This window comes from Arthrobacter alpinus (genome assembly GCF_900105965.1).
Lineage (GTDB): Bacteria > Actinomycetota > Actinomycetes > Actinomycetales > Micrococcaceae > Specibacter > Specibacter alpinus.
In genome coordinates this window covers 1,588,739-1,611,007 of record NZ_FNTV01000001.1, presented here as the reverse complement: position 1 = coordinate 1,611,007, position 22,269 = coordinate 1,588,739, and the positions used below count along the sequence as shown (strand labels likewise).

18 protein-coding genes are annotated in these 22,269 nt (G+C 61.6%); 11 read left to right on the top strand and 7 right to left on the bottom strand.

Annotated features, from left to right (window positions below; genetic code table 11):
- Positions 1–30: 30 nt before the first annotated feature.
- Positions 31–1,074, top strand: coding sequence for an LLM class flavin-dependent oxidoreductase (locus BLV41_RS07575; protein ID WP_244516786.1), 1,044 nt, complete (start codon positions 31–33; stop codon positions 1,072–1,074).
- Here the strand turns inward: BLV41_RS07575 and BLV41_RS07570 are convergent.
- Positions 1,055–2,059 carry a pirin family protein gene (locus tag BLV41_RS07570; protein WP_074711223.1) on the bottom strand — a complete coding sequence of 335 codons (1,005 nt, stop codon included), beginning with the start codon at positions 2,057–2,059 and terminating at the stop codon, positions 1,055–1,057. The two genes, BLV41_RS07575 and BLV41_RS07570, sit on opposite strands and share 20 nt — an antisense overlap.
- Before the next feature lie 322 nt (positions 2,060–2,381).
- On the opposite strand from BLV41_RS07570, the gene BLV41_RS07565 reads away from it, so the two are divergent.
- Together BLV41_RS07565 and BLV41_RS07560 are read left to right on the top strand one after the other, a co-directional pair.
- Positions 2,382–3,842 carry an inorganic phosphate transporter gene (locus tag BLV41_RS07565; protein WP_083360649.1) on the top strand — a complete coding sequence of 487 codons (1,461 nt, stop codon included), beginning with the start codon at positions 2,382–2,384 and terminating at the stop codon, positions 3,840–3,842.
- A complete protein-coding gene (locus BLV41_RS07560; protein ID WP_044572085.1) occupies positions 3,842–4,096 on the top strand; it encodes a hypothetical protein in 255 nt (84 codons plus the stop codon). Before BLV41_RS07565 ends, BLV41_RS07560 begins: the two co-directional genes overlap by 1 nt.
- A gap of 94 nt (positions 4,097–4,190) precedes the next feature.
- Here BLV41_RS07560 and BLV41_RS07555 read toward each other — a convergent pair whose 3' ends face one another.
- Positions 4,191–4,649: a hotdog fold thioesterase gene (locus tag BLV41_RS07555; RefSeq protein WP_074711222.1), complete on the bottom strand. Its 459-nt coding sequence runs from the start codon at positions 4,647–4,649 to the stop codon at positions 4,191–4,193.
- Positions 4,650–4,776: 127 nt separating this feature from the next.
- Here BLV41_RS07555 and polA point away from each other — a divergent pair, with 127 nt between their 5' ends.
- The 3 genes from polA to rpsA all read left to right on the top strand — a co-directional run bounded on the left by polA (position 4,777) and on the right by rpsA (position 10,659).
- Positions 4,777–7,404: a DNA polymerase I gene (polA, locus tag BLV41_RS07550; protein ID WP_244517000.1), complete on the top strand. Its 2,628-nt coding sequence runs from the start codon at positions 4,777–4,779 to the stop codon at positions 7,402–7,404.
- Positions 7,405–7,418: 14 nt separating this feature from the next.
- Complete coding sequence (locus BLV41_RS07545) at positions 7,419–8,771, top strand: GNAT family N-acetyltransferase (protein WP_074711220.1); 1,353 nt, start codon at positions 7,419–7,421, stop codon at positions 8,769–8,771.
- 406 nt (positions 8,772–9,177) lie between these two features.
- Positions 9,178–10,659, top strand: a complete 1,482-nt coding sequence (rpsA, locus tag BLV41_RS07540) for a 30S ribosomal protein S1 (RefSeq protein WP_044572087.1) — start codon at positions 9,178–9,180, stop codon at positions 10,657–10,659.
- Positions 10,660–10,885: 226 nt separating this feature from the next.
- On the opposite strand, the gene BLV41_RS07535 is transcribed toward rpsA, so the two are convergent.
- A complete protein-coding gene (locus tag BLV41_RS07535) occupies positions 10,886–11,563 on the bottom strand; it encodes an IMPACT family protein (RefSeq protein ID WP_083360926.1) in 678 nt (225 codons plus the stop codon).
- A gap of 106 nt (positions 11,564–11,669) precedes the next feature.
- Here BLV41_RS07535 and coaE point away from each other — a divergent pair, with 106 nt between their 5' ends.
- Positions 11,670–12,581 (top strand): dephospho-CoA kinase, encoded by a 912-nt coding sequence (gene coaE / locus BLV41_RS07530; RefSeq protein WP_074711219.1) that lies wholly within the window; start codon positions 11,670–11,672, stop codon positions 12,579–12,581.
- 64 nt (positions 12,582–12,645) lie between these two features.
- Here the strand turns inward: coaE and BLV41_RS07525 are convergent, their stop codons facing one another.
- Entirely contained in the window at positions 12,646–13,005 is a 360-nt protein-coding gene (locus tag BLV41_RS07525) for a DUF4190 domain-containing protein (RefSeq protein WP_044572089.1), read from the bottom strand.
- A 160-nt stretch (positions 13,006–13,165) separates the two neighbouring features.
- On the opposite strand from BLV41_RS07525, the gene uvrB reads away from it, so the two are divergent.
- Both uvrB and BLV41_RS07515 read left to right on the top strand, forming a co-directional pair.
- On the top strand, positions 13,166–15,250 hold the full coding sequence (gene uvrB, locus BLV41_RS07520) for an excinuclease ABC subunit UvrB (protein WP_074711218.1): 2,085 nt from the start codon (positions 13,166–13,168) through the stop codon (positions 15,248–15,250).
- 64 nt (positions 15,251–15,314) lie between these two features.
- Positions 15,315–16,289, top strand: coding sequence for an aldo/keto reductase (locus BLV41_RS07515; RefSeq protein WP_074711217.1), 975 nt, complete (start codon positions 15,315–15,317; stop codon positions 16,287–16,289).
- Positions 16,290–16,324: 35 nt separating this feature from the next.
- Here the strand turns inward: BLV41_RS07515 and BLV41_RS07510 are convergent, their stop codons facing one another.
- The 3 genes from BLV41_RS07510 to BLV41_RS07500 are packed head-to-tail and all read right to left on the bottom strand — an operon-like array spanning position 16,325 to position 20,677.
- The gene (locus tag BLV41_RS07510; protein WP_074711216.1) at positions 16,325–17,602 is read right to left on the bottom strand and encodes an alpha/beta fold hydrolase; all 1,278 of its coding nucleotides are present in this window, start codon (positions 17,600–17,602) and stop codon (positions 16,325–16,327) included.
- Positions 17,599–18,117 carry a GNAT family N-acetyltransferase gene (locus tag BLV41_RS07505; protein ID WP_074711215.1) on the bottom strand — a complete coding sequence of 173 codons (519 nt, stop codon included), beginning with the start codon at positions 18,115–18,117 and terminating at the stop codon, positions 17,599–17,601. The genes BLV41_RS07510 and BLV41_RS07505 overlap by 4 nt, the downstream gene beginning before the upstream one ends.
- A 22-nt stretch (positions 18,118–18,139) precedes the next feature.
- Positions 18,140–20,677 carry a DEAD/DEAH box helicase gene (locus BLV41_RS07500; RefSeq protein ID WP_074711214.1) on the bottom strand — a complete coding sequence of 846 codons (2,538 nt, stop codon included), beginning with the start codon at positions 20,675–20,677 and terminating at the stop codon, positions 18,140–18,142.
- A 44-nt stretch (positions 20,678–20,721) separates the two neighbouring features.
- Here BLV41_RS07500 and BLV41_RS07495 point away from each other — a divergent pair, with 44 nt between their 5' ends.
- A complete protein-coding gene (locus tag BLV41_RS07495; RefSeq protein ID WP_074711213.1) occupies positions 20,722–21,552 on the top strand; it encodes a trans-aconitate 2-methyltransferase in 831 nt (276 codons plus the stop codon).
- Positions 21,549–22,247 (top strand): PIG-L deacetylase family protein, encoded by a 699-nt coding sequence (locus tag BLV41_RS07490; RefSeq protein WP_074711212.1) that lies wholly within the window; start codon positions 21,549–21,551, stop codon positions 22,245–22,247. The genes BLV41_RS07495 and BLV41_RS07490 overlap by 4 nt, the downstream gene beginning before the upstream one ends.
- Positions 22,248–22,269 lie beyond the last annotated feature (22 nt).

Below are 22,269 nucleotides of genomic sequence, written 5' to 3'. Positions count from 1 at the left end.
CGCATATTCTTTTGAAAAGGATGGAACCCTGTGGCAATTGGCAACTTTGAACTTGGCCTGGACACCTTCGGCGACGTCACCCTTGACGCAAACGGAGAACCTAAATCCGCAGCTCAGGTGATTCGCGACGTCGTGGAACAGGCAGTGCTGGCAGACAAGCTGGGACTCGACTACTTCGGCGTCGGTGAACATCACCGCGACGATTTTGCCGTATCTGCGCCGGACATGGTGCTTTCCGCGATCGCGGCCAAGACTGAGCGCATTCGTCTGGGTTCGGCCGTCACTGTCCTGAGCTCGGATGACCCCATCCGTGTCTTCCAGCGCTTTTCAACGCTCGACGCCGTCTCTTCCGGACGCGCGGAGGTCACCCTGGGACGTGGCTCCTTCACGGAGTCGTTCCCACTCTTTGGCTTCGACATGGCCGACTACGAAGAGCTCTTTGAGGAAAAGCTGGAGCTTTTCGCTGAACTTCTCAAGCAGCAGCCCGTCAACTGGAGCGGGAACACTCGCCCGGCACTCACACAACAAATGGTGTACCCGCACACGGAATCCGGAACCTTGAAGTCCTGGGTGGCTGTGGGCGGCAGTCCCCAATCCGTAGTACGGGCGGCCCACTACGGGCTGCCGCTGATGCTTGCCATCATTGGCGGCGAGCCATTGCAATTTGCTCCCTTTGCCGAGCTGTACCATCGCGCGTTGAAGGAATTCGGACAATCTGAACAGCCCATCGGCGTCCACTCGCCAGGGCACATTGCCGAGACGGACCAACAGGCCCAGGATGAGCTGTGGCCCCACTATGCAGCCATGCACGGCCGCATTGGCCGAGACCGCGGTTGGCCGCCGTTGACGCGTGCCGAGTACGACGTGACTGCAGGTCCCCGCGGTGCGCTGATGGTTGGCTCTCCGGAGACCGTCGCCAACAAGATCACCACCGTGGCGAAGGCGTTGGGCCTTTCCCGCTTTGATCTGAAGTTCAGCCATGGCACGCTGCCGCATGAAGCCATGATGAAGAGCATTGAGCTTTATGCCACGGAGGTGGCGCCACGGGTACGGGCTAACCTCGCGAAGGACTAGTCCGCGGCCGCAAGGTGACAGTGGGCAATGCTGGCGCGGGCAGGGGCGCGTCCACTTGATCCTTTGGGAGGCTGAACGGATTGTCTTCCTGGAGTGTTGCTCCTTCAAGGCCAATGGCGCTTTGCCATGCGGCGCGGAAGGAGACAATCTCCTCGTGGCTGCGCCCCACAAAATTCCACCACATGACTATGGACTCGTTGAGCGGCTCTCCGCCAATCAACAGCAGGCGCACGGGTTCCGCTCCGGCTTGCAACTCAACCTGGGCGCGGCCCGTGCCAAGGTACGCAAGTTCCGTAGCAGCCACGGGCGTGCCGGCCACCTTCAGGGAGCCAGAATCCACGAGGAATCCATGTTCAAAACCGGGGGAGAGGTCCAAGGTCAGCCTTGTTTCGGCGTCGAGCGTGATCTCGGCGCCCACCATGGATGTAAATGTCGTGACGGGGGAGCTTTCGCCGGCAACAGTCCCCATAAACACACTCGCCGTGGCGCCCGCGAGTTGGACGGGCGTAGGAGTGTAATGCTCAAAACCGGGGTCCGTGAAGCGGACGTGGTCCGGCAGTGCGGCCCATAGCTGGACACCGTGAAGGATGCTCGTGGCGGCCGTGGAGTACTCGGAGTGGCTGATGCCGCGCCCGGCTGTCATGAGATTGAGCTGGCCGGGGAGAACCATGGCGTGATTTCCGGCACTGTCCGCGTGCTTAATTTCGCCGGTGAAGAGCCAGCTAATGGTCTGCAGCCCGGTGTGTGGATGCGGAGGTACGGCCATGCCCGCCGCGGTGCTCACGTCTTCGGGTCCGTAGTGGTCAATGAAGCACCAGGCGCCGATCAAGGAGCGGCTGCGCTGAGGTAAAGTTCGCCGCACTGTCATGGCCCGCGGGCCGCCGAGGGGCACGAGGCGGGGTTCAAGGACTTCTGCTCCATCTTCTGAGGCGGCCGGGTTGCTGGGGCAGAAGAGTTCCTGCGGGCTGTCTTCAACGTTGCTCATGGAGTTCATTCCTCTTCTGGGCGTCACCTGTGAGGCTCGGCGGAGATAAATATGCTGCTTGTTTCATGCTAGCTGGACGGTGTTGGGGCGGCACTCACCCTGAAGGTGCACATCCTTTCACCCTGAGATTCACCTTCTGTTGAGAATTGGTTACGAGAAAGGAAATTTTAGGCAAACAGCAGGCGCGAAATCGTCGTAGGATCGTAGCGGTTGGTTTTCGTCGGCGTGCCACGTTTAACGTGCGCAGCCATCAGCAGGTCCTCGGATCCAACTGGACCTTGTCGCAGTCTTGCTTTTGCCCCCCAATAGAAATGGATCGCGGGTGGATCTCACCTTTATGGTCGTGCTTGTTATAGCGCTGGCCCTCTTCTTTGACTTTACGAATGGCTTTCACGACACAGCCAATGCGATGGCAACGCCCATCGCCACGGGGGCGATCAAGCCCAAGACGGCCGTCGCCCTTGCTGCAATCTTGAACCTTGTGGGAGCTTTCCTTTCGACCGAGGTGGCCAAAACTATCTCCGGCGGCATCATCAATGAGGGCGGGCCCAACGGTGTCGCCATCACGCCGGAGATGATCTTCGCCGGCCTCATGGGCGCCGTGCTGTGGAACCTGCTGACCTGGCTGTTGGGGCTTCCTTCCAGTTCGTCCCACGCACTCTTTGGCGGGTTGATCGGTGCAGCCGTTGTGGGCACCTGGTCCTTTGGTGCCATCAATTTCATGGTGGTTGTCTCCAAGGTCCTGTTGCCAGCCGTTTTGGCGCCGACCATTGCCGGACTGGTCGCGTTCCTGTGCACCAAGCTTGCCTACAGCATCACGCGCCGATCCGATCCGGATTCCGGAGACAAGCGGACCCAGAAGCGCGGTGGCTTCCGCCGCGGCCAGGTCTTCAGCTCCTCGCTGGTGGCGCTTGCCCACGGCACGAATGACGCCCAGAAGACCATGGGTGTCATCACCCTGGTTCTGGTGGCCTCAGGCATGCAGACCGCTGGAACGGGTCCGCACATTTGGGTTATCACTGCATGTGCAATTGCAATCGCCGGTGGTACGTACGTTGGCGGTTGGCGGATCATCCGTACGCTCGGATCCGGACTCACCGACGTGAAGCCCGCCCAGGGATTCGCCGCAGAAACCAGCACCGCCGCCGCCATCCTGGCCTCCAGCCACCTTGGCTTTGCCTTGTCCACCACGCATGTGGCCTCGGGCTCGGTCATCGGCTCGGGATTGGGGCGCAAGGGTTCAACCGTCCGCTGGGGAGCCATTGGAAAGATCGGCATTGCCTGGCTGTTGACACTGCCAGCCGCCGCAATTGTGGGCGGGCTCGCAGCCGCGATCATTCACACCGGATTTGTGGGTGTTGTGATTGTGGCCGTGCTGGGGCTTGGTGCCATCCTCTTCATGTTCTTCATGTCCCAGCGCGAAGTGGTGGATCACAGCAACGCACTTAGTGACGTTGACGCCGTGGGTGAAGCCGTGCACATTCCCAACAAGAAGGAGCGGGAAAAGTTGGCGGCCAAGGCCCGCGCCGCACAGAAGGTTGCTGAAAAGGCTGCCAAGCGTGCTGCTGAAACCGACGCCGCCCGTGCCCTGGCCCAGAGCGCTTTGGACCATGCCGACACCGCCGTGCTCAAGGCCATGACCAAGGCCGCCGAAGACGCTCAGGCGCCCAAGGTGAAGATGGTGAAGGTGAAGCCTAGGGAAAACGCGAACGTCACTGAAGCCTCAAACGACACGGCTGCCCCCAGCAACACTGTCCCTACCAACACTGAGACGGAGAAGTAATGATCAACTGGTTCTCATTCCTCACAGTTGCACTGACAACTCTCGTAGGTGCGGGATTTGTGGTCACCATGTACTCACTTGGGGTACGGTTCACGGCCGTCAGCGGTGACGACGACGGCCGTGTCAACCACGCCGCCAAGTGGGGATCCTACGTTTGCTTTGGTTTCTGCATCCTGGCCGTCGCTGCCGGAATTATCTTGATTGTTCCGTTCCTCAATGAGGGTGCAGCCGAGATCATCGGCAACATCTTCTAAGGTTTCGGTACCAACGACGCCGGGCACCTGTCCTTCCGCATGATCGGAAAGACAGGTGCCCGGCGTCGTTCTTTAATGCGTTCTCGGGGGAGCGTCAGCGATCCAGAATCATGTTGGTAATCCGACAGGTGGAGAGGCGGCGGCCGGCCTCATCCGTCATGACCACCTCGTGTGTGGTGAGCGTGCGGCCAAGGTGAATCGGCACGGCCGTGCCCGTGACAAGGCCGCTTGAAGCCCCGCGGTGATGTGTGGCATTGATCTCAATACCTACAACTTTCCGGCCGGCTCCGGCATGAAAAGCGGCGGCAAATGACCCTAGGGTTTCGGCTAAAACCACATGTGCCCCGCCGTGCAGCAGGCCCGTCACCTGAGTGTTTCCCTCCACCGGCATGGTGGCAACCATGGATTCAACGCTCATGTGGGTGAAGACGATCCCCATCTTGGTGACGAGGGAGCCCACCCCATGCGGGCCCAAGACGGAATGGAAGTGGGCCGGGATGCCCGCGGCTATGAGTTCGTCGGCCTTGGGGTGCAGTGTGAATTTATCGCTCATGATGACTAGGCTGGCACTTGTGAGTGAATCTGCCAAAACGGCCCCCCAGTCCACAGCCACTGCCACCCCCGGAACCGAACTGGCCGAGGGTGCAACGCCGCGCCTTCTGGTCCTCGATGGTCATTCCATGGCTTTCCGCGCTTTTTACGCCATGCCCGTGGACAAGTTTGTGACTCAGGCCGGCCAATACACCAATGCCGTCCATGGTTTTACCGCCATGTTGCTGACCATGATTCGTCAGCAAAAGCCCACACACGTGGTTGTGGCCTTTGACCTGGACACCCCCACGTTCCGCTCCTTGGAGTACACGGAATACAAGGGCGGGCGCAACAAGACGCCCGAGGAGTTCCACGGCCAGATCGATTTGATCATCAAGGTCATGGAAGCGATGAAGATTCCCACCATTTCCGTGGACGGCTTTGAAGCCGATGACATCATCGCCACGCTCTCCACCCAGGGAGAGGCTGCCGGCTGGGATGTGGTGGTGGTTTCCGGTGACCGTGACGCCTTCCAGCTCATCACTGACAAGGTTTCGGTGCTTTACCCCAAGAAGGGCATCTCCGACATTCCGCCCATGGACGCGGCGGCCGTTGAGGCGAAGTACTTTGTGCCGCCCAACCGGTACTCCGATTTGGCGGCCTTGGTCGGAGAAACCGCCGACAACTTGCCCGGTGTTCCGGGTGTGGGACCCAAGACGGCCGCCAAATGGATCAACCAGTATGGCGGTCTTGAAGGGATCTTTGAAAACCTGGACGCCATTGGCGGCAAGGTTGGCGAGTCCCTGCGCGCGCACGTTGAGGACGTCAAGCGCAACCGCCGCCTGAACCACCTGCTGCGCGACATGGAACTCCCGGTACCCCTGGAGGACACCTTGCTGCAGGCGCCCGATCGCGACGCCGTCGAGGAACTCTTCGACTCCCTCGAGTTCAACCAGCTGCGCAAGCGCCTGTTTGACTTGTTTGGCGAAGAAGAAACGGCCGACGCCGGTGAAGTGCACCAGGTGCCCGCCCACCAGGTGGTCACCGAGGCTGCGGCATTGGAAGCCTGGTTGGCGGCGGCAACAGGCAACGTGGCCGTTGACGTGCTTGCCGCGAAGGTTGGCATGGGGCACGAGGCCACCGCGGTGGCGCTGGTAGGCAAGGAGTCCGCCGTCGTCGTTGACCTGGGTGCGGCGGATGCTGCGCTGGATTCAGCCGTGGCTGCCTGGTTAGTCTCTGATGCCCCCAAGGTGGTGCACGAGTACAAGGAGGCGCTCAAGGCGTTGTCCGTCCGCGGGCTGTCGCTCAATGGCGTGGTTGATGACACCTCTCTGTCGGGTTATCTGATCCAGCCTGACCGCCGCAGCTACGAATTGGACGAGCTGAGCCAGGTGCACCTCAAGGTCGGTTTTGATGCTGGAACCGCCTCCGATGCCGGCCAGCTGGACCTTGGCCTTGAAGCTGATGCGAAGTTTGGCGAGGCCGTGCAGCGTGCGTATGTGGCGCTGCTGCTCAGCGAGCACTTCGAGCCGCTCCTCGAGGAACGCGGCGCCGCGGTGTTGCTGCGCGATCTGGAACTGCCGCTGGCTGCGGTGCTAGCCCGCATGGAGCTGACGGGAATTGACATCTCACAGGAGCGGTTGACCACCCTGCTGGCTGATTTTACGGCCGCCATGAACGCCGCGCAGCAAGCCGCTTACGCCGCCATTGGCCACGAGGTCAACCTCGGATCCCCCAAGCAGCTGCAGGAAGTCTTGTTCGAGGAATTGGGGTTGCCCAAAACCAAGAAGATCAAGACCGGATACACCACGGACGCCGCCTCGTTGAAGTCGCTGCTGGAAAAGACCGGGCATGAATTCCTGGCCCAGCTCATGGCGCACCGCGAAGCGTCCAAGCTGAAGCAGATGGTGGAGACGCTCAAGAAGTCGGTTGACTCCGACGGGCGTATCCACACCACCTACGCCCAAAACGTGGCCGCTACCGGGCGGCTGTCCTCGAACAACCCGAACCTGCAGAACATCCCGATCCGCAGCGAAGAAGGCCGCCGGGTGCGTGACATCTTCGTTGTGAGTGAGGGATATGAATGCCTGTTGGCTGCGGATTACTCACAGATCGAAATGCGCATCATGGCCCACCTCTCAGGAGATGCCGGCCTGATTCAGGCATATGCGGAAGGCGAGGATCTACACCGCTATGTTGGCTCCCACGTCTTTGGTGTGGCACCGGAAGACGTCACCTCCGCCATGCGCTCGAAGGTCAAGGCCATGTCCTACGGCTTGGCCTACGGGTTGACAAGCTTTGGCCTGTCCAAGCAATTGGAAATCTCCGTGGATGAGGCCCGCACCCTGGTCAAGGACTATTTTGACCGCTTTGGTGGGGTGCGCGACTACCTGCGCGGCGTCGTCGAACAGGCGCGCAAGGACGGCTACACCTCCACCATTGAGGGCCGACGCCGTTACCTGCCCGACCTCTCCAGCTCCGATCGGCAACTGCGTGAACTAGCCGAGCGCATCGCCTTGAATTCACCCATCCAGGGCTCCGCGGCAGACATTATCAAGCACGCCATGCTCGGTGTAGCGGCAGAACTGACGGCAAAAGACCTCAAGTCACGGATGCTGCTGCAGGTTCATGATGAATTGATCCTGGAAATCTGGCCTGGCGAGCTTGAGGCCGTCAAGACTCTCGTAGTTGAACAAATGGGAGCCGCAGCGGATCTGCTGGTTCCTCTGGAAGTTCAAGTTGGCCTCGGCGCCAGCTGGAACGACGCTGGCCACTGACCTAAGGACTGAAGATGACCGCAGCACACGAGACATCAACCCGCCACCAGCGGGCATTTCCCTACGAGCTGCGGTCATTTCCTGTCCAGTTCGTGGACGGTGAAATTCCCGGAGAAGTTGCCCACTGGATACAGGCAGTTGCCTTGGGCTTCTACGGCAACATCCCCACGCCGGAAATGTCCAAGCACTATGTAGAGACCGAGCGCGTCGACGCGCGCGTCGTGACGGGGGCCTATCTCAACGGCGTGGCGACCCCAGCTGGCGCATGGGGTACGGACTACCCCGTGGCAACCTACGCCTACCACCGCAAGACCCTCAACATTGGAGCAGATGGGCTGCTTCCGGTCCACCAGATCACGGCGGTGACGGTGCGGCCCAGCCATCGCCGTCGTGGGATATTGCGGGCCATGATGAGCTCCGATCTCGCCCAGGCCAAGGCTGCAGGCCTTTCGATTGCTGCGTTGACGGCTTCCGAAGCCACTATCTACGGCAGGTTTGGCTTTGGTGTGGCCACACACGAATGTGAGGTGGAGGTAGCGGTCAAGGGTGGTATTGCCTTCCACAACCCCGCCGCTGCCGGGCACGGCAGTGTTGAAGTTGCCGATGCGCTGATGATCCTCGACCTGCACAATGAAGTCTTCGCCCAGGTGCACGACTCCACCTACGGCTCGATCGGCCGGCACGACATGTATCGGCTCACGGCCTCCGGCCGGGGTAGCTACGAGTCCATGGAAGCCGTCAAGAACATCCGGGCGGCCCTGCACTACAACGAAGCCGGCGTAGTGGATGGATACGTCACCTACAAGCCCCTGGAGGACAGCGCCCGCTCCGTGGTGGAGATTGTGGACATGCTGGCTGCCACGGAGGAAGCGTACCTCTCGTTGTGGAACTTCCTTGGTTCACTGGATCTTATCGACTGCATCAAGTGGAATCAGGCGCCTGTTGTTGATCCGCTTGAATGGGCCATGGTTTCAAAGCGCGACTACAAGCGAATCAAGACCGAGGATCTCTTGTGGCTGCGCATTCTGGACGTTCCGGCTGCGCTGGCCGCCCGGCCATATCAGCAGGATGGGGCCATCACCATCGATGTTCGCGACTCGTTGGGCCACGCCTCGGGCGTCTTCCGGATCGCCGTTGTGGGTGGTACAGCTTCAGTGCTCAAGGTCGATGAATCTGAGACCGCGGCGGGGAACGAACCCGAACTAAGCCTGGGGGTGGCCGAATTGTCCAGCCTCTATCTTGGCGGGGTCTCCGCGCAGACACTCGTGGCGGCCGGACGCGTGCACGAGCACCACGCCGGTGCCGCAACCCGATTCGATGCCCTCTTCCGCCCAGCTCAAAGCCCGCACTGCCTCACGCACTTCTAGTTTGCTGTCCGCAAAACCGCACCCTGTTCGCTTCACCGCGCGGACGGGTCCAGGCGACCGGGCCCGCCTATGATCATGGCCACAAAGGCGTCCCGGACAGGAAAACTGCCAGCAAAAACCATGTCCTGGGGCCCAGAAGCAGCAGGATTGAGCTGTTCACAAACGCGATTATCGCCGTCGTACATGGTTTTGCGCTCCTAGTCCCAAACAACTAGACTAAGTAGGCATGTAATGCGTGAAGTGGCACGGCCAGGCCGTCGCTACCGCGCGCGGAATGTGTATGAACAATCCGCAGGAACCCCTGCAACCATAATAATTCCGGACCCTGTCCAGCAAGACGCACCCTAATGTGCGTAACTTGCTAGGGTTCGGCGAAACCAACTATCCACATCGGAGCCCCTACTACATGACCATCACGACCCCCGAGAAGACTAGTACCACTCCCGTTGTTGCAATCAACGACATTGGTACTGCTGAAGAATTCCTCGCCGCAGTAGACGCAACCATCAAGTACTTCAACGACGGCGACCTCGTCGAAGGAATTGTTGTCAAGGTTGACCGCGACGAAGTTCTGCTCGACATCGGTTACAAGACCGAAGGTGTCATCCCCTCCCGTGAGCTGTCCATCAAGCACGACGTTGATCCCGGTGACGTTGTCGCCGTTGGCGATCAGGTCGAAGCCTTGGTCCTCACGAAGGAAGATAAAGAAGGCCGCCTGATCCTCTCCAAGAAGCGCGCTCAGTACGAGCGTGCCTGGGGCGACATCGAAAAGGTCAAGGAAGAAGACGGCGTCGTTACCGGTACCGTCATCGAAGTGGTCAAGGGTGGTCTTATCCTCGACATCGGCCTGCGCGGCTTCCTGCCCGCATCGCTCGTCGAGATGCGCCGTGTGCGCGACCTGGCTCCCTACATCGGTCAGCAGATCGAAGCCAAGATCATCGAGCTGGACAAGAACCGCAACAACGTTGTTCTTTCCCGCCGTGCCTGGCTCGAGCAGACCCAGTCCGAGGTTCGCTCCACGTTCCTCAACAAGCTGGAAAAGGGCCAGGTTCGTCCCGGCGTTGTTTCCTCCATCGTCAACTTCGGTGCATTCGTGGACCTTGGCGGCGTAGACGGTCTCGTTCACGTTTCCGAGCTGTCCTGGAAGCACATCGACCACCCGTCCGAGGTTGTCGAAGTTGGCCAGGAAGTCACCGTCGAGGTTCTCGAAGTGGATCTGGACCGCGAGCGTGTATCGCTCTCGCTCAAGGCTACGCAGGAAGACCCGTGGCAGACCTTCGCCCGCACCCACGCCCTCGGGCAGGTTGTACCGGGTAAGGTCACCAAGCTGGTTCCGTTCGGTGCGTTCGTTCGCGTTGAAGACGGCATCGAAGGCCTCGTTCACATCTCCGAGCTGGCCGTGCGCCACGTTGAGCTGGCCGAGCAGGTTGTCTCCGTTGGTGACGAGCTGTTCGTCAAGGTCATCGACATCGACCTGGAACGCCGCCGCATCTCGCTGTCCCTCAAGCAGGCCAACGAGGGTGTTGACGTCGACTCCACCGAGTTCGATCCCGCACTCTACGGCATGGTTGCTGAGTACGACGAAGAAGGCAACTACAAGTACCCGGAGGGCTTCGATTCCGAGTCCAACGAGTGGCTTGAAGGCTACGAGAGCCAGCGCGCCGTTTGGGAGCAGCAGTACGCTGACGCCCAGACTCGCTGGGAAGCTCACAAGAAGCAGGTTGCCGAGCACGCTGCAGAAGATGCAGCTGCTGACAACGCCGCAGAAGGTGGCGAGTCCGCAGGGACTTCCTACTCCTCTGAGCCTGCTGCAACCGAAGTCGGTGCCGGTACCTTGGCATCTGACGAGGCACTTGCTGCACTGCGCGAAAAGCTGACCGGAAACTAATTTCCGGCTCCGGCCTAGGCCGGCAGCATTGAACGGGTCCTTCACCTTCGGGTGGGGGACCCGTTTTGTTAAGCCCAGCACGTGCATTTGTTTGCAGGGGAATGCGCGGTGACTCGTCACATAATGCTGCTTTGAATCGTCAAAACGGCATTATGTGACGAGTCACGGCGTGCAAACCACGCCCGGGCCGCCTGCCCTGCCTTGACGGTCGGCTGGGCCGGGAAAGCTAGCGGCCGGAATCCATGGGTGTGTCCACCCAATCGGTGCCAGCGCCTTCCAGGTGCCACCGGCCAGCACTGAGGGAGGCCAGGCGTTCCACGGCAGCTGTGATCACGGCGTCCGCGTCGGCCATGGCCAGCCCAACATGAGTGTTGACGGCGTCGTACTTGTTGCCCGTCATGACGTATCCGGCACTGCGCAGTTCGTTCTCCAACCGCCCGGCTTCGGCATGTGGCGCGTGAATCGTGAATAGTCTTAGCCGCTCGCGCCGAACCAGCGGAGCCATATCCAGCGCGGCGCTGACGGATTCCGAGTATGCACGCACCAGCCCGCCCGCGCCAAGCAAAATTCCGCCGAAATAGCGGACGACGACGGCGCACACGTCGCTGAGGTCGGCGGCGGCTGATGCGGGGGAGGCGGCGGAACGAGTTTCCCGTTTGACGAGTGCATCGAGCATGGGGACGCCCGCCGTGCCGGACGGTTCGCCGTCGTCATTGGAACGCTGCACACTCCTGTCCGCGCCAATCGCAAAGGCGGAACAGTGATGCCGCGCGTCATAAAATTCGCGCCTAAGGTCGGTGACCAACTCCCGAGCCATGGTTTCATCATCTACCCGACGCAGCACCGTGATAAAGCGCGAACGCTTGATGGTCAGCTCGTGCCTAAAGTCCGGGCCAGGAGCCAGGGTGGTGTACTTGTTGGGTCCGGGGGTCTCCAGCTGGTGCGCAGGAAGCGGCGGGGACGGCTGGGGTTGGGCTTTCGGGCTCACCGATACAGTCTAGTGTGGAGTCATGCTTTCCTTGGGACTGACCGGCGGCATCGCGGCCGGCAAATCACTGCTCGCCAACCGATTCCGTGAGCTGGGCGCCGTCGTGATCGATGCCGACCAACTGGCCAGGGAAGTGGTTGCCCCGGGTTCGCCTGGTCTTGCGGCCGTCGTGGAGCGCTTTGGGCAGGGTATTCTGCTCCCGGACGGCTCCCTCGACCGTCCCAAACTCGGCTCAATTGTGTTTGCGGACGACGGACACCGCCTGGCCCTCAACGCCATCGTGCACCCTCTGGTCAGGGCTGCTGCCGATTCGCTCAAGCTCGACGCCGGACCGGGTGCGATAGTTGTGCAGGACATCCCGCTACTGGTCGAGTCGGGTCAAGGCTCCAATTTTCATCTCGTGGTGGTTGTCCAAGCGCCTCGTGAGGAACGCATTGCCCGCATGGTCCGGGACCGGGGCATGTCCGAGGCGGACGCCTTGGCACGGATGTTGGCCCAGGCCAGCGACGATGAGCGAGCGGCCGTTGCCGACGTCCTCATCCACAATGATGGCTCGCCGGAACGGGCGGTGGCACAGTTGGATGCTGTGTGGCACCAGCGGCTGGTCCCGTTTGCAGCCAACATTGCGGCGGGGACAGCCGCGGCCCACGGTGACAGTGAGCTGGAGTTGGGAGTTCCTGGAGACAGGGACGCCGCACGCTTGCGGGAGCGTCTTGTCCGTGCAGTAGGAGATCTGGCCAGTTCGGTGGAAGCAACCAAGGCTGACGGTGACCGACTTGTCTTCGGGCTGCGGCTACAGGGTGCCAGTGCGGACGTCGTCAAGGAGGCGCTGGCCGTTGCCGGGTTTTTTCCCTGTGCGGAGCTTGGCTCCTCAGGCGACAGCCTTGGATTCGCCGATCCTGCTGTACGCGCCTGCATTCACATCGTGGACTAATGGCCAATTAAGCAACTGAGGGCCAGCTCACAATGAGCTGGCCCTCAGTCACGGAACGTGAGTCTTAGTACGTTGTGGTCATTTCGCCACTGTTGACCAGGACCACGATGAAGATGATGTAGCCGATGAAGACGAGGAAGCCCACGATCGTGAAGATCCAGCCGAGGATGACCCCGACCTTGGCCGGGGTGTTGTCGGTGAATCCGGCAGCTTCAGACTTCTTCTTGGCGATGATCGATACGATCAGGCCGGCAAGGGAGACAACAAAGCACAGCACCAGGCCGATGATGCCCAGGGTCTTTCCCGGGTCTTCAGCCGGAGCGCCATAAGGTGCAGCGTAGCCAGGCTGGCCATAGGGAGCCGGCTGCTGCCCGTAAGGCTGCTGAACGGGCTTTTCGTACGAGTTTTCTGGATTCTGGGTCATGATTACCTCTCAAAGGGCGTGCGGGACGTGAGTGTGATGAACTCTGATACTAATAATCACACAGATGTTCCTCCACTCGCTGGATATTCGGTGGGTAGTAGTCCCCATGGCGTCTTCGATCAGGTGTTCTAATTTCCCCATCGGGGGTAGCGTTAAGCTCATGAGTCTTGCCCAGGAAATTAATCGTGTAGTGGCCCCCTTTGAAGTCATCAGCGAATTCAAACCGGCCGGTGATCAGCCCGCGGCGATCAAGGAGCTGACCGAGCGCATTAACAACGGCGAAAAAGACGTTGTGCTGCTCGGCGCCACCGGTACGGGTAAGTCCGCCACGACTGCGTGGCTCATTGAGCAGGTACAGCGACCCACTTTGGTCCTGGTGCAGAACAAGACTCTTGCGGCGCAGCTGGCTAACGAATTCAGGGAACTGATGCCCAACAACGCCGTCGAGTACTTCGTTTCCTACTACGACTACTACCAGCCGGAAGCGTACGTTCCCCAGTCGGACACCTTCATTGAAAAGGACTCCTCGGTTAACGAGGAAGTTGAGCGGCTGCGTCACTCCGCCACCAACGCATTGCTGACCCGGCGCGATGTGATAGTTGTCGCCACGGTTTCCTGTATCTACGGCTTGGGAACTCCAGAAGAATACGTGGCCGGGATGGTGACCCTGACCCGCGGTGACCAGATGAACCGCGACGACTTGCTGCGCAAGTTTGTCAGCATGCAGTACACCCGCAACGACATTGATTTCCACCGCGGCACCTTCAGGGTTCGCGGTGATACCGTCGAGATCATTCCCATGTATGAAGAGCAAGCCATCAGGGTTGAATTCTTCGGCGACGAGATTGAGAACATCTACACGCTGCATCCGCTCACGGGGGAGATCATCCGGGAGGAAAACGAGATGTACGTGTTCCCGGCCTCGCACTATGTTGCAGGCCCGGACCGGATGGCCCGTGCAGTGAAGCAGATCGAGGACGAGCTGGCCTCGCGCACGAAGGAACTCGAAAGCCAGAACAAGCTCCTCGAGGCACAGCGGCTGCGAATGCGCACCACCTATGACCTTGAAATGATGGAGCAGATGGGCTTCTGCAACGGGATTGAGAACTACTCCCGGCACATTGACGGCCGTGAACAGGGCAGCGCCCCGCACTGCCTCATCGACTACTTCCCGGATGACTTCCTTCTGGTCATTGACGAATCCCACGTGACGGTGCCACAGATCGGTGCCATGTACGAGGGCGACTCGTCCCGCAAGCGCACCCTGGTGGACCATGGCTTCCGTCTGCCCTCGGCCATGGACAACCGGCCGTTGAAGTGGGATGAATTTCTTGAGCGGATTGGCCAGACCGTCTATCTGTCTGCCACGCCGGGCAAGTACGAGCTGGGCGTGTCCGATGGCTACGTGCAACAGATCATCCGTCCCACGGGGTTGATTGATCCAGAGATCATCGTCAAGCCGTCGCAGGATCAGATCAATGACCTGCTGGGTGAGATTCGCAAGCGTACAGCCAAGAATGAGCGCGTCTTGGTCACCACCTTGACCAAGCGCATGTCCGAGGACTTGACGGACTATCTCCTTGGCAATGGCATCAAGGTTGAATATCTGCACTCCGATGTTGACACGCTGCGCCGCGTGGAACTGCTGCGGGAATTGCGCATGGGTGTCTTCGACGTGTTGGTGGGCATCAACCTGCTCCGTGAAGGCCTTGACCTGCCCGAGGTCTCACTTGTCAGTATCCTGGACGCTGACAAGGAAGGCTTCCTGCGATCCTCCACCTCGCTTATCCAGACCATAGGCCGTGCCGCCCGCAACGTCTCCGGTGAGGTGCACATGTATGCTGACCGCATCACGGCCTCCATGCAGTTCGCCATTGACGAGACGAACCGGCGCCGGGAGATTCAGGTCAGCTACAACAAACAGCACGGCATTGACCCGCAACCACTGCGTAAGAAGATCGCCGACATCACCGATCAGCTGGCCCGTGAGGATGCCGACACTGCTGCACTGCTCGAAGAAGCCCGGTCCAAGCGTGAGGGCGCCGGGAAGGGCGGAAAAAAGAAAACCTCAACCGCGGCAGCGTCCCGCCCGGCGACCGAACTTATCAATCTCATCGAGGAACTCACGGCCCAGATGCACGGTGCGGCCGCGGACCTGCACTTTGAACTGGCCGCCCGCCTGCGCGATGAGGTGGGGGACCTGAAGAAGGAACTACGCCAAATGCGAGAAGCCGGCCACGACTAGCAGGCACGCGGCGCGCCGCGCCCGGATCCCGGCGGCTCCGGGTGCGAGTGGCAAGCTTGGATCCATGACTTCACACCCCACCGCAGCAACAAACGCCTCGGCGCCCGGCCGCCTCATCTACGGTTGCATGGGCTTGGGTGGCAGCTGGGACGACGCCCCTTACGGCCCGGCCGAGGTGGACCAGGCCGCGGCGGCCATCGACGCTGCCCGGCATCTTGGCATCACGCTCTTTGACCATGCCGACATCTACCGCAGGGGCAAGTCCGAGCAGGTCTTTGGTGACGTGCTCGCCGCGACGCCGGGACTGCGCGAACAGCTCCTGATCCAGACAAAGTGCGGCATCCGCCAGGCCGGTGACGGGCTGCCCGGCCGCTACGACTTCAGCGCCGGACACATCCTGGCCAGCGTCAACGGCAGCCTGCAGCGCCTTCGCACCGACTACGTGGACATCCTCCTGCTGCACCGCCCCGACCCGCTCACGGACGTGGCTGAGCTTGCCGGCGCCGTCGGCCGCCTCATGGAGGAGGGCAAGGTTCGTGCCCTGGGCGTTTCCAACATGTCCGCCGCGCAGATCTCGCACCTGCAGGACCGGCTGGAGACGCCCATCGTTGCCAACCAGCTGGAGATGAGCCTGGGCAAACGGGCCTGGGTGGAAAGCACCGTTCTGGTCAACCAGGACACCGGCTTCGACACCGGCTTCCCGCACGGCACCCTGGAACATGCGGCAACGCACGGCATCGAGCTCCAGGCCTACGGCTCGCTGGCCCAGGGCCTCTACAGCGGGAGGCCATCAGGCACCGCGGCTGATCTGGCCACGGCCGGCCTTGTCCAGGCACTCGCCCAGGGATGGAACACCACGGCCGAGGCCGTTGTCCTGGGATGGCTCATGCGGCACCCCGCACGCATCTCGCCGGTCATCGGCACCAGCAACCCGGCCCGGATTGCCGCCTGTGCGGACGCCCCGCGAATTGCCGCCGAGATGTCGCGGGAGGCCTGGTACGCGCTGTGGACGGAAGCCCGCGGCTCCGCCATGCCCTAGCGCCGAGCTGGAACGGCTGGCCGGCCTTCCGGAAACTACCCCCGCACCATCCGCAGCAACCGGGCGAAGATGCCCTCGCCGTCGTCGGCTATGCCGTCATGGTGGAAATCGGCGGTTTCCCACACATGCAGGCCCTGGACGGCGCCGGCGGTGGCCAGCGAAATCTCCCTGTCGACGAAAATATCGTCTGTGTAGACGGCTGCGGCAGCAGGAACAGTATTCCGTGACAGCTGCCCCACGTCATAGAGCGCGTCCCAGCCTTCGGTGCGGGCGGCAAGGACGTGGGCCAGCTCCCGCAGGGGTGCAAGCGCGGGGTCCTGATCGAAGTACCAAGGATAAATCGCTTCACCCGTAAGCAATGGCACGACCGCGTCAGGGAAGAAGTCGGGGTTGGCGGCCAGAACCCGGGCCGCGGCCCAATCACTGGCCTCGCCCTGCACATAGATGGACTCATGCATTAAGGCATAGAGGGGATTGGTGGCCCGGCCCACATAGGCCGAGATGTTGTTCAGGAACGAATCCGAGAGCTGGACGCCGCTTGGCGTATCGATGAATGCGTCCTCCAAAACGAAATGGAGTGCGTCAAAACGTGTGTTTCCGCCGAGGTAGTTGCCCAGCATCTGCACACGCTCGGCCGTGAGACGCTCACCTGTCGGGAGGACCTCCGCCACGTCGCCAACGTGGTGCACGATCTGTGTCAGGCGGTCCCGATCGGCAGGATACTTGGCAAAGTACTCCGCGTTTCTGCGGCGCAAGCGCTCGAAGGTGGCTTGATACACCTGATCGGCCGGTCCCGCCAGCGGGCCGAGGCCACCCGTGATGAGAGCCTCCTTGAGGCCTTCGGGGGCGAACGACAGGTACGTCAGGGCACAGAATCCGCCGTAGCTTTGACCGAAAATGCTCCAGGGGTCGGACCCCAGGGACTTCCGGATGAGCTCGGCATCGGCCACAATGTCCGTGGCCCGGAAGTGTGAAAGGTAATCGGCTTGAGCGGCGACGTCTCCGGCGAGCGGCAGTGACTGGCGGTTGGCAGGCGTTGAGAGTCCGGTGCCGCGCTGGTCGAGCATGAGGATACGGAAATCCTTGGCCGCCTCTTTGACCCAACCGTTGAGTCCCGTGGGCCGGTTTCCTTTGCCGCCGGGACCGCCTTGCAGAAATAGCAACCACGGCAGGCCGTCCTGGGCCGGATCGCTAAACTCACGGGCGAAGAGCTTGATGGCCGGGCCGGCCGGATTGGCGTGATCCAGGGGCGCGGAGAACCAATGGTCCTGGACGCGAAGTCCGCGGACCACATACGGCGCAGGGGCGGTCACGCTGTTGCCTCGACAGAAGCTGTCTCGGCGGCAGACGCGCCGAAATCGTCCAGTGCAGCGCCGTCGAGCCGGAATACCGACCATCCTTCCATGGGCGCCGCGCCCAAGGATTTGTAGAAATTAATGGACGGTTCGTTCCAGTCCAACACGCTCCACTCGACCCGGGCGTAGCCGCGCTCCACGGCGATCCTTGCCAGCTCCCGCAGCAGCGCCTTGCCATGGCCGCCGCCGCGCGCCTCGGGACGAACGTACAAGTCCTCAAGGTGGATCCCGTGCGTGCCCTCCCACGTGGAGTAATTCAGGAACCACAGGGCGAAGCCCACAATTGGCTCGCCCGCAACGGGGGATTCCACAACGTGCGCATAGATCTGGGGGCTGACACCAAATAGATTGGCATGGAGCATTTCCGCCGTGTTTTTGACGGCGTCAGGCTCTTTCTCGTAAACAGCCAGATCGTGGATCATGCCAAGGATGGCGGGGACATCGGAGGGCACAGCAGTGCGAAGCAGACTCATGTTATCGAGCTTATCGCGCCCTCTACATTCGGCTGAATTCCTTGAACAGGACCACGGCGGACCCGGCTTCGTTGGATGCATCCAGATCCACCGTGGCCGACATAAACCAGTCGTGGTTGCCTTCCGGGTCCACAATGGTTTGCCGCACAGCCCAGGAGTCCGCAGAGGGCGTGATGTGCAGCAGGGCCGGGCCGCGGGCGGCGGGCCCGGATTCAATGAACTCGTGTTCGTCCCAGTACGCATCCAAGGCGTCGGCCCAGCGATCGGAATCCCAGCCGTGCTCGGCGTCGAGCGTTCCCAGGGCCTCAAAGTCGTCGTCGGCGGCCAGCTCCACACGGCGGAACATCTCATTGCGGACCATAACGCGGAAGGCACGGGAGTTGTCCGTCAAGCGAGGGGGAGCCGGGGGCAGCGCCGTCTCTTCCAGCGGCACGGAGTCCTCGCCGCTGGTCATCTTCTCCCACTCGTCCAGCAGGCTGGAGTCAACCTGGCGAACCAGCTCGCCCAGCCAGGAGATGATGTCCTCGAGGTCCTCGCGCAGCGCATCCTGAGGAACGGTCTGGCGCAGCGCCTTGTAAGCGTCGGTCAGATAGCGCAGCACAATGCCCTCGGAACGGGCCAGCGAGTAGTACTGGACGTATTCGCCGAAGTTCATGGCGCGCTCATACATGTCGCGAATGATCGACTTGGGGCTCAGCTCAAAATCGCCCATCCACGGGGCGGCCTTGCGGTACACGTCGAAGGCGTCGAAGAGCAGCTCCGAGAGCGGCATGGGGTAGGTGACCTCGTCGAGGATGGCCATGCGCTCGTCGTACTCGATGCCCTGGCTCTTCATGTCCGCGACCTTCTCGGTGCGGGTCCGCTTTAGTTGGGCCGCAAGAATCTGGCGCGGCTTTTCCAAGGTGGCTTCGATGACGGAGATGACGTCCAGTGCGTAGCTGGGAGACTCCGCATCCAAAAGGTCCAGCGCGGCCAGGGCAAAGGGGGAGAGCGGCTGGTTCAGGGCAAAGTTCATCTGCAGGTGGACGGTGAGCCGGACCGTGCGGCCGTCATTCTCGAGTTCGTCCTCGGGAATCCGTTCCACAACGCCTGCGCCGAGCAGTTCACGATACATGCCGATTGCCTTGCGCATGAGGATGCGCTGCTTGGATGGCGATTCATGGTTGTCGGTCAGCAGGGCCTTGGCGGCCTGGAACGGGTCGCCGGGGCGCTCAAGCAGGTTCAGCAGCATGGCGTGCGTAATGGTGAAGCTGGAGGTCAGCGGCTCCGGCACGGACTCGGCCAGGCGGGTGAACGTGGGCTCTCCCCAGGAGACGAAGCCCTGCATGGGCTTCTTCTTGACCACCTGGCGCAGCTTCTTTTGGTCATCGCCGAACTTCGCAACGGCCTTGGCCATGGCCTTGGTGTTTTCAATGACGTGCTCGGGGGCCTGCACAATGACGGTGCCGGCAGTGTCGTAGCCGGCGCGGCCCGCACGTCCGGCAATCTGCTGGAACTCTCGAACCTGCAGAACTCGCGTCTTGACACCGTCGTACTTGCTCAGGGCTGTCAGCAGCACGGTGCGGATGGGCACGTTGATGCCCACGCCCAGGGTGTCGGTGCCGCAGATGACCTTCAGCAGTCCGGCCTGGGCCAGCTGCTCCACGAGGCGGCGGTACTTGGGCAACATTCCAGCGTGGTGCACGCCGATGCCGTGGCGGACCAGGCGGTTGAGGGTCTTGCCAAAGCCGGCCGAGAAGCGGAAACCGGCAACGAGATCATTGATCTTGTCCTTCTCCTCGCGGGTGCAGACATTGATGCTCATGAGGTTCTGGGCGCGGTCAATGGCCTCGGCCTGGCTGAAATGCACCACGTAGACGGGCACCTGCTTGGTGGCCAGCAGCTCCTCGAGAGTCTCGTGGACTCCGGTCTGCACGTAGTAGTAGTGCAGCGGGATGGGACGCTCGCCGGAGGACACCGTGGTGGTCGTGCGATTCGTCAGTTCGGTCAGCTCGCGCTCGAAGCGGCTGACGTCGCCCAGGGTGGCACTCATGAGCAAGAACTGCGACTGCGGCAGCTCCAACAAGGGCAGCTGCCAGGCCCAGCCGCGCTGCGGGTCGGAGTAGTAATGGAATTCGTCCATGATGACAACGCCGACGTCGGCATTCTCACCTTCGCGCAGGGCGATGTTGGCCAGGATTTCCGCCGTGCAGCAGATGATGGGGGCGTCCTGGTTGACGGAAGAATCACCGGTGATCATGCCGACGTTTTCCGCCCCGAAAATTTCGCACAGGGCAAAGAACTTCTCGGACACGAGGGCCTTGATGGGGGCCGTGTAGTAGCTTGCGGCGCCGCGGGCCATGGCGTTGAAGTGCGCTGCGATGGCCACCAAGGACTTTCCCGAGCCCGTGGGCGTCGACAGGATGACATTGTTGCCGCTGACCAGCTCCAGCGCAGCCTCTTCCTGCGCCGGGTACAGCTCCAGCCCCTTCTCGAGCGTCCACTCCAAAAACGCGTCCAACACGTCGTCGTCGGTTGAGGTCTGCGGATTCAAGGTGGCAAGCTGTTCAAGAAGATTCATGATGTTCCCAGCTTAGGCGCTCACGGCTGTGGCAAGATAACGCCATGAGTGATCAACAGTTTCTTTGGGAACCGGCCAAGTACGTTGAATTCGCTGATTTCCGCAATCGGCCGTTCTTTGACCTGATGTCCCGGATCACTGCGTCCGCGCCCCGCACCGTGGTTGACCTCGGCTGTGGGCCGGGCAATCTCACCGCGACCCTGGCGCAGCGCTGGCCATCCGCGCAGGTGCTGGGCCTGGACAGTTCCGCGGCCATGGTCAACGAGGCGCAAAAACTCACGTCCCAGAACGACGCCGGCCCAACCTCGAGTGTCTCACCCCACACTGCATCGGGGCTTTCCTTTGCGCAGAAGGACATCACGGCCTGGCGGCCCGATGATTCCACGGACGTGGTGGTCTCCAATGCCGCATTGCAATGGGTTCCCACCCACCGGGAACTCATGGTGGACTGGCTCGTGGCCATGCGCCCTGGTGCGTGGCTGGGGGTGCAGGTGCCCGGGAACTTTGGGGCGCCGTCGCACGTCCTTATGCGTGAGTTGGCCGACAGCCCGCGGTGGCGCAAACAACTGGACGGGGTGCTGCGGCACAATGATGCCGTGGGTGAGCCAGCCGAATATCAGGAGCTGTTCCTGCGGGCCGGCGCCAGAGTTGAGGTGTGGGAAACCACCTACAACCAGCTCCTTCGGGGAGAAAACCCCGTGCTGGAATGGGTCCGCGGCACAGGACTGCGGCCGGTGTTGGCTGCCCTGGGGCCGGCCGACAGCAAATTCTTTGAGCAGGAATACGCGGCGCTGGTGGCGAAGGCCTATCCGGCAGGCGACTATGGGACGATCTTTCCCTTCCGCAGAATCTTCATGGCAGGAGAAAAACAATGAGCGAACTCTTGGAATTTCCGCAGAACTGGGACCGGGCTCTGGTGCTGGTGGCCCATCCCGACGACCCCGAGTATGGGATGGCGGCCGCCGTCGCCGAGTGGATCGGGGCCGGCAAGCATGTCAGCTACGTCCTGGCAACGCGTGGCGAAGCTGGAATCGCAGGTCTTGCGCCGGCTGAATCCGCACCGCTGCGATCCCTGGAACAGGAAAATGCCTGCGCCAAGGTCGGCGTTTCGGATCTGGTGTTTCTAGACCATCCCGACGGGCGGATCGAGGAAGGCGTGGCGCTGCGGCGGGACCTGGCCCGGGAAATCCGGCGTGTCCGGCCAGACCTGGTGCTGACCTTGAACCACCGCGATGAATGGGGCCCGGGCCGGTGGAACTCCGCAGATCACCGCGCCGTGGGCAGGGCCGTGCTGGACGCCGTGGGGGACGCAGACAATGAATGGATCTTCCCCGAGCTGTTGACGGAGGGACTGCCACGGCACAAGACGCGCTGGGTCGCCGTCATGTCCCCGCGGCCCACCCACGCCCAGCCCGTGTCGTCGGCCAGCATCGAGAAGGCTGTGGCCTCGCTGGCCGAACACGCCCGATACCTGCAGATGCTCACGGACGAGCCGGTGGAGGAACAAGCCAGGAAACAGACGCAGATGGTGACGGCCGGTGGTGTTGTGGCCTTTGAACTGTATGGATAGGCCGGCTGGGCCCTGACCCGTT

Excerpts from the sequence above, each read along its gene's own strand:
- BLV41_RS07555 (WP_074711222.1), bottom strand. The coding sequence starts at position 4,649 with ATGAGCGATAAATTCACACTGCACCCCAAGGCCGACGAACTCATAGCC.
- BLV41_RS07570 (WP_074711223.1), bottom strand. The coding sequence starts at position 2,059 with ATGAGCAACGTTGAAGACAGCCCGCAGGAACTCTTCTGCCCCAGCAAC.
- BLV41_RS07545 (WP_074711220.1), top strand. The coding sequence starts at position 7,419 with ATGACCGCAGCACACGAGACATCAACCCGCCACCAGCGGGCATTTCCC.
- BLV41_RS07560 (WP_044572085.1), top strand. The coding sequence starts at position 3,842 with ATGATCAACTGGTTCTCATTCCTCACAGTTGCACTGACAACTCTCGTA.
- BLV41_RS07525 (WP_044572089.1), bottom strand. The coding sequence starts at position 13,005 with ATGACCCAGAATCCAGAAAACTCGTACGAAAAGCCCGTTCAGCAGCCT.
- rpsA (WP_044572087.1), top strand. The coding sequence starts at position 9,178 with ATGACCATCACGACCCCCGAGAAGACTAGTACCACTCCCGTTGTTGCA.
- uvrB (WP_074711218.1), top strand. The coding sequence starts at position 13,166 with ATGAGTCTTGCCCAGGAAATTAATCGTGTAGTGGCCCCCTTTGAAGTC.
- polA (WP_244517000.1), top strand. The coding sequence starts at position 4,777 with ATGGCTTTCCGCGCTTTTTACGCCATGCCCGTGGACAAGTTTGTGACT.
- BLV41_RS07515 (WP_074711217.1), top strand. The coding sequence starts at position 15,315 with ATGACTTCACACCCCACCGCAGCAACAAACGCCTCGGCGCCCGGCCGC.
- coaE (WP_074711219.1), top strand. The coding sequence starts at position 11,670 with ATGCTTTCCTTGGGACTGACCGGCGGCATCGCGGCCGGCAAATCACTG.
- BLV41_RS07490 (WP_074711212.1), top strand. The coding sequence starts at position 21,549 with ATGAGCGAACTCTTGGAATTTCCGCAGAACTGGGACCGGGCTCTGGTG.
- BLV41_RS07505 (WP_074711215.1), bottom strand. The coding sequence starts at position 18,117 with ATGAGTCTGCTTCGCACTGCTGTGCCCTCCGATGTCCCCGCCATCCTT.
- BLV41_RS07500 (WP_074711214.1), bottom strand. The coding sequence starts at position 20,677 with ATGAATCTTCTTGAACAGCTTGCCACCTTGAATCCGCAGACCTCAACC.
- BLV41_RS07495 (WP_074711213.1), top strand. The coding sequence starts at position 20,722 with ATGAGTGATCAACAGTTTCTTTGGGAACCGGCCAAGTACGTTGAATTC.